Genomic DNA, 12,846 nt, shown 5'->3' on the forward strand with positions numbered 1-12,846 from the left:
ATGAAACATTGTATAACTGCCGTGCTGTTGCTGTTATGGCCCGTATTGTTACAAGCCCGGCCGCTGCTTGATCTGGTCGATATTCAGGGTGTGCGCGATAACCAACTGGTGGGCTATGGCCTGGTGGTGGGGTTACCAGGCTCGGGCGATAAAGCGCAAATCAGGTTTGCTGCCCAGTCATTAAACAATATGCTGAAACAGTTTGGTGTGCAGCTGGATGAAAACAGCCTGCCGAAGTCAAAAAATGTGGCGGCGGTTGCCGTTACCGCTACGTTACCGGCCAATGCCAGCCCCGGGCAAACCATGGACGTAACCATTATGTCACTGGGTGACGCCAAAAGCCTGCATGGTGGCAGCCTGATGCTGACGCCGCTGCGCGGGGTTGACGGCAAAGTATATGCGCTGGCGCAGGGTAACCTGGTGGTAGGGGGCTTAAATGCCACCGGCCAGAATGGCTCGTCGGTTACCGTTAATGTGCCCACTGCCGGTATTATTCCGTCCGGCGCTATTGTTGAGCGCAGCGTGCAGCAATTATATGAACCTGCCGCTCAGGTCGTGCTTAACCTGAAGCAACCCAATTATCAGACTGCCCGCAATGTTGTTACCGCCATTAATCAGGTGTTTGGGCCTGACGTTGCCAGAGCCGAGCATAAAGGCAAGCTGGTTGTCAGCGCTCCGGTAGACGCGAACAGCCGTATTACCTTTATGTCGATGTTACAGGACATTGACGTAGAAGAAGGCAGCCAGCGGCCGCGCGTGGTATTTAACAGCCGCACCGGTACTGTGGTGATGAACGACGTAGTGCGGGTAAAACGCGCTGCAGTCAGCCACGGCAGTTTAACCATTACGATCAGTGAGCAACAGGGTGTAAGCCAGCCATTGCCTTTTAGTGGCGGTACGACAACACCGGTACAAAACAGTGGGGTTGATGTGCAGGAGCGCACAGCCAACATGATGTTGTGGCCGGAAGGCAGCTCGCTGGACGCTATAGTACAGGCCATTAATGCGCTGGGGGCAACTCCGGCAGAACTGATGTCGATCCTGATTGCGCTGGATAACGCCGGTGCGCTGGATGCTGATTTGCTGGTGATCTGAATGAATATAACCTCGTTAACCAGTTACGCTTTACCTGGCGAAGGGCTGGCGATAGACCCACGCGCTGCCGCAGGCATAGATAGCAACCAGGATCCTGCCGCCCGGCTGACTAAAGCGGCAGAGCAGTTTGAAGCGATATTTTTGCAGCTGGTACTAAAAAACATGCACGCCGGTACCGATGCTATTGCCGGTGATAACGGCCTGTTTGGCAGCAGTGAGGCACAAACATTTCGCGATATGCACGATGCCCAACTGGCACAACACCTGGCGTCCAGGCAGCAGCTCGGTTTAGCCGAAGCCATAGTGCGGCAGTTAGGCGATGGCCTGGTACAAACTGAAAATAAATTTAAGCAACTGGCCGAAGCCGTCGCTTTACCTGATAAGACGGCGCTGAGTCTGGTTGCGCCAAAATACAGTAACAGCGGATTTAGCCAGCCATTATGGCAGGCCGACAGCGGCGGGAAACCCAGCTTATGAGTATGCTTTTAAACGGTGTGTCTGGCCTTAACGCGGCTAACAATGCACTAAACGTGGTAGGCCAGAACGTGGCTAATGCTGCCGTAAAGGGCTATAGCCGCCAAACGGTGTATCTGGAAACCGCTGCCGGGGGCTTAAACGGCGTTAAGGTGACTAAGGTTGATCGCATCGTTAATGATTTTCTGAATGACGATATCTGGCGCACCAGTTCAGATGTAAGCTATTACGAAGGTTTTCAAAGCTATCTGGGGTATCTGGAACAAATACTCGGCACTGAGTCGCTGAACCTGAATGATGCCGTTGCCGGTATCAGTGCGGCTTTTAACGCCGCCATGTCTGCCCCCGATTCAAGCGCTTACCGTCAGCAGGTATTGTCCGCCGCACAGGCACTGGTACAAGACTTGTCGCAAATTAATGGTGCCTTGTCAGATCAGCAAGACAAACTCGGCAAAGAATTAAGCAACCTTGCAGATAACAGTAGTTCGTTGGCACAACAGATTGCCGAGCTAAACAGCAAAATAAGTAAAGCGCAGGCGCTGGGCCAGCCTACCGCAGAGTTGGCTGATGCCCGCGAAGTGCTCATCACCGAACTGTCTGGTTATATGGGCGTAGATATTGTCGATCCGGGTGATGGCAATATCAATATCAGCAGTAAAAACGGCGCACCGCTGGTGGTTGGCTCTAAATCTTCGGCAGTCAGCGTAAATGGCACTGCGGTTAATGTTAGCTTTAACGGCCAGAACTTCGGTCTTAACGAGTTTGTCGGTGGCCGTATCGGCGGTTTACTTAATGTCGATGTAAATGTGCTGCAACCGAGTAAACTGCAACTGGAGCAAATAGTTACTAATATTGCCGACTCAGTAAATACTGCGCTGTCACAGGGCTTCGATTTAAACGGCCAGCCAGGTGAGCCGCTGTTTTTGTACAACCCGGCTGATGTACTGGGCACAATTAGTGTCAACCCTGATTTGCAACCGGATGGCCTGGCCTTTATCGGTAACGACGGTTTGGGTAATCCGGCCGGTGGCCGTGGCGACAACGGCAATATTGCTAATCTGGTGGCGTCATTAAATGGTGGCACAGCTGGCTATGATACGTTAATCGGCGATCTGGCTATTCAAAGCAAGCAGGTGCAAAGCAGCGTGAAAACTGCCCAGGTACTAAACAACAATGCTGTGGCCGCGCGTGACAGCGTGAGCGGCGTAAACCTGGACGAAGAAGCCGCTAACCTGATGTATTACCAGCAGCTCTATGACGCTAATGCCCGGGTGATCAGCACAGCGGATCAATTGTTTAAAACCCTGATCAATATCTTCTGAGGCCGTGGCTATGCGCGTTAGCAGCAATCAGTATCACCTAACCACTATCCGTAATATTCAGCAGTCTACTGCTGAATACAGCAAGTTATCTACCCAGCTTGCAACTAACCAACGGATCCAAAACCCATCAGATGACCCTTTAGGCTCAGTGATGCTGTTAACGTTAAACAGCGAGCTGACTAAACTGGATCAGTACAAATCGAATATGAACGCTGTACATTTTAATCTGGGCCAGCAGGAAACCCAACTGAGCAGCATTGTCAATACACTGTACTCAGTACAGGAGATTGTCACCACGGCGGCCGATGGCACTATGGGCCAGGCCGAGCTGGAAGCATTTAGCCAGGAACTGGCAGTATTAATGCCGGGTATAGTGGATTTACTTAATGCCAAAGACGGCAATGGCAATTATTACTTTTCAGGCAGCTTAACCGACGTTAAACCGTTTGAACGCGATGGCGCCGGGGTGTATCAGTACAACGGCGACAGCCGTGTACGGCAGATTGCTGTGTCAGATAATTCCAGTGTGCCGGGCAATATCGTTGGTAGCGCACTGGATCCGGGCGTGAATTTTTTAAATGAAATGCAAACCTATCTGGATTTAATCAGCACCGCGCCTGCTGGCGGTGTGGGCGATGAATCACGCGATATGCTGGGCCATATCAGTAGCTTTCTGGCTACGGTAAGCGGCGAAATTACCCGCATTGGTGGCACTTTAGCTTCGCTGGACGATATGGCGCTGGGCAATGAGGATATAGCACTCTTTACCGAAACACTGCGTGATGACATTAAAGAAGTGGATTACCCGGAAGCCTACGTCAAAATGAATCAGGCTATGGCGTCTTATGAGTCGTCGCTGAAAGTGTATTCCAGTGTCTCTCGGCTTACCTTGTTTTCTTACGTTTAAATAAGGTGCAGCTATGCAGCTATCCGGTGCGGTTGATAAGGTCAGTAACAGTGCGCTAACGCCGCTAAATGCGGCAGACCGTGCTGCTGTGATCAAGGCTGTACGTTCTGACGATACCGGCCGCACGGTACCGGTATCCCGGCAATCGCGGCAGATACAGGTATTAAGCAAATGGGCGCTGGCAGCAGATGTCAGTAAACAGCTTAGCCAGACAGATCAAACCGAGCGCAATATCCGCCAGGCATATCAGGCGCTGGAAAACCTGCGCCGGCAGCTGAATGCACCGGGTAACAGCAAGTTATCCGCACAACAGCAACAACAGGCACAGCAGCAGTTAGCGCAACTTGAACAGAAACTGGTACACAGCAGCTCTGGCCTTAATGCCGATCTTACCCCAGCCAGTGCGCAACCGGCACCGGTAAAGGCCAGCCTGGGCAACAATATAGATTTATTGTCCGAGCGGCGCCAAAACGAGCAAGTTAGTATTTTGCTGGGCCGCAGTGGCAGTGCTGTCAGTATCAGCTTACCGGCAGGCCAAAGCGCAGAGCAAAATCTGCACACTGTGCAGCAAGCCTTTGCTCAACAGCAAATCAGTGTGAGCAGCAATAATCAGCAACTGTATTTCTCTGCCGAAGCGCGCGATGCCCGTAAGCTGCAGGAACCCTGGCTCATCAGTGGCCAGGGTGTGCGCGTTGCCGCAGGTAACCCGGTAAGTGTAAAGCTACAGGCTGCTGACAGCACATTGGCTCAGTTGGGTAAAGCCGCAGCAACAGCCGACAACGTGCAGGCTTATAGCCAGCAAATTCAGCTGGCGCAGCAACAATTAAAAGACGCGCTGGGTAAAGTGCAGGCACAACGTGCGGCATTGCAGGCGCAACTGGTGGCGATTTCGCAAAGCCAGAACGATAACACTGAACTTAATGCGCTTAGTCAGCAACTGCGTATCGAAATGCAAAGTGGCAGTAAAAGTTCGGTGTCGGTGGTGATGTCGCAAGCCAATATTACCCGCAGCCTGGTTGAATTTGGTTTGGGTTAACAGATTAATGAATAACGACTGTTTTGCGCAAAATATGCGCGTAATTGCCAGCCGCTGGCCCGCTTTGGCCAATGTGCTACAACAGGCTGCCGCTGAAGAACACCGACCTGCAGTGCAACTGATAGAAGGGCTGGACAATACTCTGCTGATTAACGGCATTCAGCTAACCAGCCGCCATAACCGGCAGCAGGAAGCCCTGCAGCAAATCAGTAAACTACCGCAACACTACCCACATATAACATTGTACGGTACCGGCCTTGGCGATATGCAGCAACAGTTGCTTAGCCGTGATCGCCTGCAGCAGTTAAGTATCTGTATTTTAAATGAGTATATTTTTGCGCTGGTGCTGCAATTGCTTGATCAACGGCACTGGCTGAGTGATAGCCGGGTAAGCTTACAACTGGCTGCCAGCCAGAGCGATATTCAGCTGCCATTTGCCGTACTGCCGTCTGAATTAGTTTTGGCCAGTGATAGCAATATGAAAACCCGCGATCGTTTGTACAGCGAACTTGAAGCCGGTTATGCCGCGCAGCGTTTAAAACAGGATATCAGCAGGTTTTTACCGCGGCTGCAGCAAAACCAGCCTTACTGGCAGCAAGATCAACAGGTACAGGCGTTATTTAACTCTTTAGCAGCAGATAAAGATGTTTACGTGATAGGGGCCGGGCCTTCGCTGGAGCAACATTACGGCTTTATTAGGCAAGCGCAGCAGCAGGCTAATGCACCTTTACTGATCTGTGTGGACACCGCAGTAAAAGCCTTGGTATTGCAGGATATCAGGCCGGATATTATTGTCAGCCGTGACCATAAAATTACATTAAAGCATTTGCCCTGCAGCAGCTTAACCGCTGCCAGTAGTTTGGTGTATTTTCCGCTGGCTAATCCCGAATTATTACAGCATTTCCCCGGTACACGTTATATTGCCTTAAGTGACAGCGCAGTGTTTAACCCGGTGCGCAAACAATTAGCGGCTGCGGCGTTATTCAGCCATGGCAGTGTCATACACCCCGCCGTTGATCTGGCGGTAAAAATGGGCGCCAGGCGTGTGTTGTTGTTTGGTGCCGACTTTGCCTTTAGCCACAATAAAACCCACGCCAACTGGCAAAACGGTGCTTTAGGGCCAGGGTACCAGGCGGCTACCGAACAGGTTATTAATGGCTTTGGCGAAAAAGTGCCCACCTTACGCAACCTGCTTACTTACCTGACCGGCTTAGAGCGTTATATCAGCAAGCAACCTGCTGTCAGCTTTGTTAATACTTCGAAAGCCGGTGCGGTGATTGCCGGTACGCAATACCATGCGGAGCTTACACGCTAATGGACACAGTTACGCAATACAGGCAGCACCTTAAAGCGCTGGCGCTGCAGTTCCGGCTGGGTATCACTACGCAGCCGGCGCTAGAGCTGGCAACCCTTGCCGGGCAACTTATTACGTTGTTTGCCGGTGCCGCACCACAACAGATCGCTCAGTTGCACCAGCTATTAACCGCCGTGCTGCAGTGCCAGCAAAACCGTGACTGGTCAGGCCTGGCTGATTATCTTGAATACGAACTGCAAGACTTGCTGGCAACATCTTCAGCCTGATTTAGCTGGTCAATAAGCCAAATTAACCCTAATATAGGGTAATAATACAGAGCTAACCTGCTGTCTTGTATCGTTGTCTGCCAGCCTGAGAGGCAATGTTATATAGCCAGCCTTGCCGGTAAGGAGTAAAGGATGCCCAGCGAAACTATTTTCCGCGCCCGATCATGGTTGTTCAGCTTTTCGTTAATCTTATTAACACTTCCGGCTTGTGCCCAGCAAAATTCACCGCAGCCTGCTGCCGGGGCGGTTACCTCTTACGGCGATTGTTCACTGATTGACTTTAAAGATATTGATGGCAGCGAATTGACCAAAGCCGAGCTACTGGAACGCATGGACGCTGATTTTGCCGCCAATCTGAATCAAACTGAAAAATGTATGACTGAGGCAATAAGTAGCGGTGCCGGGCGGATCAGTGCCGCTGGCGCCGGAGCAGGCAGCGAGGCAGATGCTACTGCCGGCAATAATGCGCAGGCTGCACAATCAGCCGGTACTGAACAGACACAACATGCTGATAATGCGAAAGAGCCAGAGACGTCACCGTCAAAAGCAACCCAGAAAGGTAAAGGGCAGCAAGGTAACTCTGCTGTGTGTGACACGGTAAAACAAGGCCTGGCAGGTGCAACGACTGACACTGAGAAAAAACATTTCAGCGCTTTGATGACACAATATGGCTGCGAATAATTTAGAATAGTTGTGAATAATTCAGATTGGCTGTGAATAATTTAAAATAGCTGTGAATCATTTAGAAATGGAGCTGGCAATGCAACCTCGTTCTTTTTTGCAACACTATAAAAACTGGCTGGCGGCTGCCTGTACCCTGATTGCACTGGCGCTTAGTGGTTGTCAGTCTACCCAAACTAATGTCAGTAGCGTAGGCCCTGCTATTGGCGGCCAGGCAAAAACAGCTGAGTTGGGTAAGACAGAACGCGAGTTTAAATATCAGTCTGCCATTTATCTGGATGTAGCCGTGCCGGTATTTGATCCGGGCATTCCGCTGGATGCCAAAGGCAATATTGATGACAAAAAAGTGGCTGAAGAAGATATCTGGCCACAGGTACGGCGGTTGGAAGCAAACCGCTTTGCCATTGATACCAAAAAAGCACTGGCGGCAACCAAAGTATTTGGCTCGATTAATGTTACTCCGGACGCGTCGGTTTCTGCCGATGTGTATGTACTTGGCAAAATCAATTATTCGGATACCGAAACCGTGCGCATCAGTGTGCGGGTAATGGATGCTACCAACGATATTTGGGGAGAGAAAACCTTTGAGCATCAGGTAGGTGAAGCCTTTTATCGTGATGCTCTGCGTAAAGATCAAAACCCTTACTCGCCGGTATTTAACGATATTGCCGCTTATGTTTACGATTTGCTGATTAAAAAATCAGAGGCAGATAAAAAGAAAATTCAGCAGGTATCAGATTTACGCTATGCCGCTATGTATAGCCAGGAAGCCTTTTCACCTTATCTGGTCAGCAAAAGAAAAAGCTTTACCTCACGGCAAACCGTATTCGATCTGAACGGTGCACCGGCAGCAAATGACCCGATGTTGCAACGGGTAAACTTGCTACAGGCAAAAGATGAACAGTTTATTGACCAACTGCAAGACAGCTATGAAGCTTTTTATGCCGAGTCAGACGAAGCCTATCGTAAGTATCAGCGCGAAACCCTGCCGATTGCTGCCGATATCCGCAAGAAAAAAGCAGAGCGCACCACTCAGCAATTAGTTGCTGCCGGTAGTGCAGTACTGGGCATTATGTTGGTGAAAAACTCTAATTCAGCTATCGGTGAAGTTGGCGCTATTGCGGCAGGTGCGGCAGCAATTTACAGCCTTAGCCAGGCAATACAAACAAACCGCGAGCTGAGTGCACAACGTGACGTGCTCAGTGAAATGGGGCAAAGCCTGGATATTAAAGTGACACCGCAGGTAGTCGAACTTAACGAGCAGACTATTGAGCTTAAAGGTACAGCTACTGAGCAATACACCCAGTTAAGACAAAAGCTGTTTGAAATTTATCAGTTAGAAGCAACACCAAATCAGCAGTTGTAAATGTGTCTTAAGCTTCGGGCAAGGAGCCGGATGTGGCAGCGTTAGATGATGTAATAAAGCACGATAAACAGTCACAAAAGGCATTTTATATCAAAGTAATAGCCGGTTTTTTTGCGGTGTTACTTTTATTGCTTGTGGTGTGGCTGGCGTCAAACAGGTTTGCTGCTTCGGCCCCGGTTGCCGGTACCGCACCGGGCGCGCCGTTATCTGCAACGTCTGCGCCTGCTGTACCAGAGGTTCAGGACGAGCAAGCCCGTAAGGCTTTACAACAAATGCTGTCAGACACCAATAATCAGGTTAATCAGCTGGCCGCAGATCCGCATCTTTTTGCCTGGCAAAGCGCTACGGTAAATACCTTACAGCAAAACATGCAGCAAGCTTACCGGCTGTACGGCCAGCAACTGTACAGTGAAACCGGTACTTTGCTGCGCGACATTCAGCAGCAAAGCAGCACATTACAGCAAAACTATGTCAAGACTTATGAAACCGCATACCAGACAGCCAGTGCAGCATTTACCAATACCGACCTGACGGCGGCGCAGCTTAACAACAGCCGGGCGCTGACGGTAAATCCGCTATATCAGCCGGCATTGCAGTTGCAGCAGCGGCTGGATGTGGCAACGCAAGTGCAGGAACTGTGGCAACAGGTACGGGTAGCGCAGCTGGAAAACAATGTCAGTAAGCAAAAAACGTTGCTGGAGAGTATTCGCCGGTTAGATCCGGCAGAGCAACAGGCACAGCAACGTTTGGCTGCGTTAAACCAGCAAGCACAGCAACAATCATTTGCTGATGTTGTGGCGCAGGCTGTTGCTGCTTTGGATCAGGCTGATTACGCCACTGCCCGCCAGGCATTGGCCCGGGCGCGCAATATTGATAGCAACCGGCCGGAGTTAGTGAGTTTACAGCGCCGGCTGGATAGTGCAGAAAAAGCGGGAGCAGCTGCGCAGACCGAGCAGCAAATTCAGGTATTTATTGAGGTTGATGAATGGCCGACAGTAAAAATGCTGGCAGAAAATGGCCTGAAATTAAATGCCGATAACCCGGTATTGCAGCAGGCGTTGCAAAACGCTAATCAGATTATTCAGGCCGGGCAGCGCTTGCAGACATTTTTAGCCAGCCCGCAACGCCTTAGCGATGCCAATATCCGCCAGCGCGCCAATGAAGCAATAGCGGCAGCGCAGCCGTTAACTACGCAAAGCGACAAGCTGGCGCAGCAGCTTAACCAGTTACAAAGCTTGCTGCAGGCTCAGGCACAACCGGTGCCGGTGCTGGTAAAAAGTGATGGCCGCACTAGTATCCGGGTACTCGGGGTGGGTAATGTCGGTGAAGTAAAAGAGAAAACCATCAACCTGTTGCCCGGCACTTATCAGTTTGAAGGCAGTTGTAAAGGCTATCGTACTGAAATTATCAGTGTTGAGGTTAGCCCGGCTATGCCTGCTGTACAGCTACAATGCAAAACCCGGATCTGAGAGGAATAAGCAGTGAGTCGGATTGATACGTCTATCGCATCAGATAAACGCAAGCGCAAATGGATAGTGCTCAGCAGTATTGTGCTGTTGGCTTTGGTTATGGCCAGCTATCTGGCCTGGCTGTTTTTATTAAAAGGTTTTACCGTTACCGTATTGCCAGCTGAAGCCGCGCAAACCCAGCGTTTTGCAGTGGTGTCGGGCAGCGGCTTTTTTATCGAAAATAAACTCTATATGTTGGGCTCGCGCGCAGAAATTGTAGTCAGCGCCGATAAGTTTGAGCCATTACAGCGGTTAGTGCTAAGCAGTGAACAAAGCAATCTGGCGGTTACACTACAGCCAATGCCAGCCAGTATTACACTGAATACAGTGCCTGAGGTGGCGGATATCAGTTGGACAGTCAATGGCCAGCTACACAGCCAGGGGCCAACGCTGGCAGGCCGTTTTGCACCGGGTGAGTATCAAATCAGTGCCGAACAGCCGTATTTTCAGCCACAAAGCCTGATGCTGACAGCGGCTATTGCTGATGAGATTGCCAAAACGCTGACATTAACACCGGTATCGGGAGACCTGACACTGGCGTCGCGCCCGGCAGGGGCCAGCGTTACAGTAAATGGCCAGGCTGTGGGTAAAACACCATTGGTTATACCGCAAAATGGCGGCAGCTATCAGGTACAGGTTCAGCTGGAAGGCTATGAGCCGGTGCAGGATACTATCGACATAACCTACCGCCAGCCCAAAGCGGCACGGGATTATTTTTTACAGCCGCTGCAAGCTGTACTCACCGTAGCTACCACGCCACAAGACGGCGTGCTGCTTTTAAATGGTAAACCGGCCAGTAGCCCGGCCAGTATTGATGCCGGTAAAGCTTATACCGTGCGCTATGAAAAGGCCGGTTACCTGGCGCAGTCGCAAAGCGTTACGCTAAAACCGGCAGAGCAGCGTACACTGAATTTTGAGCTGAAAGCAGAAATGGGTCAGGTTCGTTTTAGTGCTAATCATACGGCCGATGTACTGATCAATGGCAAGACGGTAGGGCAAACCCCGCTCACCTTGTCGTTGCAGGCATTAGCGCAGAATGTTGAATTTCGTAAAACCGGTTACCGTACCGTCAGCCGCACTGTTACGCCCAGCCAGCGGCAAACGCAGACCGTGCAAGCCGACATGCTGACAGAATTTGATGCCCGCCGCCGTGAAGGTAAACCGTTGTTTGCCCAAACACTGGGCATTAGTCTTATTGAAGTACAACTTAAAGCCTTTACCATGGGCTCACCGGCCAATGAGGCAGATCGGGGCCGCAATGAGCACCCGCTTAATGTTAATTTCAGCCGTAATATCTGGGTGTCGGCTCATGAGATCACTGAAGCTCAGTATGGCACTTTTAAAGGACAAACCGGTGGCTCGGCGTTGCCGGTAACCCAGGTATCCTGGCTGGACGCCGTTAAATTCAGCAACTGGTTAAGTGTGCAGGAAGGGCTGGCAGTATTTTATAACCTGCAAGGCGACAGAGTGGTGGGCATTAATGCCGACAGCCCCGGTTACCGGCTGCTAACCGAAGCCGAATGGGAGTTTATTGCCAAGCACAACCGGCGTGCTGCCAGAACCACCTATGTATGGGGCAATGAAGATCGGCTACGCGATAAACAGGGCAACTTTGCCGACAAATCGGTACAAGGGCAACAAACTTTCTTTTTCCGCGATTATAACGACGGCTTTGCCGGTAAAGCGCCGGTAGGCAGTTTCCGTGCTGACCGGGCCGGTTTTTATGATCTGGATGGTAATGTACGAGAATGGGTGCATGATGCTTATGCGGTAACCGCGCCCGATACGACAAAACAGTATACCGATTATCGCGGTGCCAGCGGCGGACAGGGGTATGTGATCAAAGGAGCGTCGTATAAATCCGGCCGCTTAAAAGAGCTCAGAGCCAGTATCCGTAACGAAGGGAACGGGCCGCAAGACGATGTTGGCTTTCGGATTGCCCGCTATCAATAGTATCAAGAGCAGGAGTTAACTATGAAAAAACGCATCATACTGGCCCTGGTGCTACTGGCTGTAGCTGGATCTGCGGCGGCTTATTTTGTATCACTGGATGCGCCACAGGATTTCCCTATTAATATCTGACGAGCGGAGCAGCACATTTATGCGTAACAAAGATTCTGCCGCAATGAACCCCGGCATTATTACCAGTGTGTTGGTGCTGGCGGGTTGTTTTACCCTGGTGCATTTGTTTTATGAAGGCATAGTGCGGCCAACCGCAGCTGCAATTCTGGCTGCCGAGGGCAGCAGTGGTTTGTTTTCTGTCTGGGTGATTATAAAAGACATGGAGCAACAGGTATGTTTTTCGTTGCTGCTGTTTTGCCTGTTTTTGATGGGTTACAAACTATGGCGGCTGCTAGATGAAGAAACCCTGTATACCCGTGATTTTTTGCGTGACTATGACAAAAGCCTGCCGCTGGACGTAGAGCTGGCGCTGTCTGAGCTGGAAGCCTCGTCTTACAAAGATAACCCGGCCATGGCAACCTGGATCAACTGTATCCGGCGTTTTAAAAATACCCGTAATGTACAGCATGCTGCCGACGCTATTGAATCCTCTGTAGAAAGCCTGGCGGCACAGCTGGAAAGCGGTAATAGTATGGTGCGTTATATTATCTGGGCCATTCCCAGTATTGGCTTTGTTGGTACTGTGCGCGGTATTGGCCAGGCACTGGCGCAGGCAGATAAGGCGCTGGCCGGTGATATTGCCGGTATGACAGCCTCGCTGGGGGTTGCCTTTAACTCAACGCTGGTAGCGTTATTTATTTCACTGATTTTAATGTATTTTATGCATATTCTTAATGGCAGGCAGGACACCATGGTGTTAAATACACAGCAGTCCTGCGAGAAACACCTGTTAGCGCATTTACATAACTGATTAG

12 protein-coding genes are annotated in these 12,846 nt (G+C 50.7%); all 12 read left to right on the forward strand.

Features of this window, described 5'->3' with window-relative positions:
* The 12 genes from M2404_RS16290 (at position 1) to M2404_RS16345 (ending at position 12,842) form a co-directional block, all read left to right on the forward strand.
* The gene (locus M2404_RS16290; RefSeq protein WP_310503104.1) at positions 1-1,095 is read left to right on the forward strand and encodes a flagellar basal body P-ring protein FlgI; all 1,095 of its coding nucleotides are present in this window, start codon (positions 1-3) and stop codon (positions 1,093-1,095) included.
* On the forward strand, positions 1,096-1,572 hold the full coding sequence (locus tag M2404_RS16295) for a rod-binding protein (RefSeq protein WP_259240818.1): 477 nt from the start codon (positions 1,096-1,098) through the stop codon (positions 1,570-1,572). It begins immediately after the preceding gene.
* Positions 1,569-2,891, forward strand: a complete 1,323-nt coding sequence (flgK, locus tag M2404_RS16300) for a flagellar hook-associated protein FlgK (protein WP_259240819.1) — start codon at positions 1,569-1,571, stop codon at positions 2,889-2,891. The genes M2404_RS16295 and flgK overlap by 4 nt, the downstream gene beginning before the upstream one ends.
* Positions 2,892-2,901: 10 nt before the next feature.
* Positions 2,902-3,798 (forward strand): flagellar hook-associated protein FlgL, encoded by an 897-nt coding sequence (gene flgL, locus M2404_RS16305; RefSeq protein ID WP_259240820.1) that lies wholly within the window; start codon positions 2,902-2,904, stop codon positions 3,796-3,798.
* A 13-nt stretch (positions 3,799-3,811) separates the two neighbouring features.
* On the forward strand, positions 3,812-4,834 hold the full coding sequence (locus M2404_RS16310; RefSeq protein ID WP_259240821.1) for a hypothetical protein: 1,023 nt from the start codon (positions 3,812-3,814) through the stop codon (positions 4,832-4,834).
* A gap of 7 nt (positions 4,835-4,841) precedes the next feature.
* Positions 4,842-6,149: a motility associated factor glycosyltransferase family protein gene (locus M2404_RS16315; protein ID WP_259240822.1), complete on the forward strand. Its 1,308-nt coding sequence runs from the start codon at positions 4,842-4,844 to the stop codon at positions 6,147-6,149.
* Positions 6,149-6,415 carry a hypothetical protein gene (locus M2404_RS16320; protein ID WP_259240823.1) on the forward strand — a complete coding sequence of 89 codons (267 nt, stop codon included), beginning with the start codon at positions 6,149-6,151 and terminating at the stop codon, positions 6,413-6,415. The genes M2404_RS16315 and M2404_RS16320 overlap by 1 nt, the downstream gene beginning before the upstream one ends.
* A gap of 132 nt (positions 6,416-6,547) precedes the next feature.
* Positions 6,548-7,096 carry a hypothetical protein gene (locus tag M2404_RS16325; RefSeq protein ID WP_259240824.1) on the forward strand — a complete coding sequence of 183 codons (549 nt, stop codon included), beginning with the start codon at positions 6,548-6,550 and terminating at the stop codon, positions 7,094-7,096.
* A gap of 79 nt (positions 7,097-7,175) precedes the next feature.
* A complete protein-coding gene (locus M2404_RS16330; RefSeq protein ID WP_259240825.1) occupies positions 7,176-8,462 on the forward strand; it encodes a hypothetical protein in 1,287 nt (428 codons plus the stop codon).
* A gap of 32 nt (positions 8,463-8,494) precedes the next feature.
* Entirely contained in the window at positions 8,495-9,931 is a 1,437-nt protein-coding gene (locus tag M2404_RS16335; protein WP_259240826.1) for a hypothetical protein, read from the forward strand.
* 12 nt (positions 9,932-9,943) lie between these two features.
* The gene (locus M2404_RS16340; protein WP_259240827.1) at positions 9,944-11,923 is read left to right on the forward strand and encodes a PEGA domain-containing protein; all 1,980 of its coding nucleotides are present in this window, start codon (positions 9,944-9,946) and stop codon (positions 11,921-11,923) included.
* A gap of 148 nt (positions 11,924-12,071) precedes the next feature.
* Entirely contained in the window at positions 12,072-12,842 is a 771-nt protein-coding gene (locus M2404_RS16345) for a MotA/TolQ/ExbB proton channel family protein (RefSeq protein WP_259240828.1), read from the forward strand.
* The last annotated feature ends 4 nt before the right edge of the window (positions 12,843-12,846 follow it).

Origin of the sequence: Rheinheimera pacifica (assembly GCF_024809855.1) — a bacterium.
In the GTDB taxonomy this organism is placed as follows: domain Bacteria; phylum Pseudomonadota; class Gammaproteobacteria; order Enterobacterales; family Alteromonadaceae; genus Alishewanella; species Alishewanella pacifica_A.

What these genes read in the sequence shown, in the direction of transcription:
- M2404_RS16290 (WP_310503104.1), top strand. Translation starts at nt 1, where the DNA reads ATGAAACATTGTATAACTGCCGTGCTGTTGCTGTTATGGCCCGTATTG.
- M2404_RS16295 (WP_259240818.1), top strand. Translation starts at nt 1,096, where the DNA reads ATGAATATAACCTCGTTAACCAGTTACGCTTTACCTGGCGAAGGGCTG.
- flgK (WP_259240819.1), top strand. Translation starts at nt 1,569, where the DNA reads ATGAGTATGCTTTTAAACGGTGTGTCTGGCCTTAACGCGGCTAACAAT.
- flgL (WP_259240820.1), top strand. Translation starts at nt 2,902, where the DNA reads ATGCGCGTTAGCAGCAATCAGTATCACCTAACCACTATCCGTAATATT.
- M2404_RS16310 (WP_259240821.1), top strand. Translation starts at nt 3,812, where the DNA reads ATGCAGCTATCCGGTGCGGTTGATAAGGTCAGTAACAGTGCGCTAACG.
- M2404_RS16315 (WP_259240822.1), top strand. Translation starts at nt 4,842, where the DNA reads ATGAATAACGACTGTTTTGCGCAAAATATGCGCGTAATTGCCAGCCGC.
- M2404_RS16320 (WP_259240823.1), top strand. Translation starts at nt 6,149, where the DNA reads ATGGACACAGTTACGCAATACAGGCAGCACCTTAAAGCGCTGGCGCTG.
- M2404_RS16325 (WP_259240824.1), top strand. Translation starts at nt 6,548, where the DNA reads ATGCCCAGCGAAACTATTTTCCGCGCCCGATCATGGTTGTTCAGCTTT.
- M2404_RS16330 (WP_259240825.1), top strand. Translation starts at nt 7,176, where the DNA reads ATGCAACCTCGTTCTTTTTTGCAACACTATAAAAACTGGCTGGCGGCT.
- M2404_RS16345 (WP_259240828.1), top strand. Translation starts at nt 12,072, where the DNA reads ATGCGTAACAAAGATTCTGCCGCAATGAACCCCGGCATTATTACCAGT.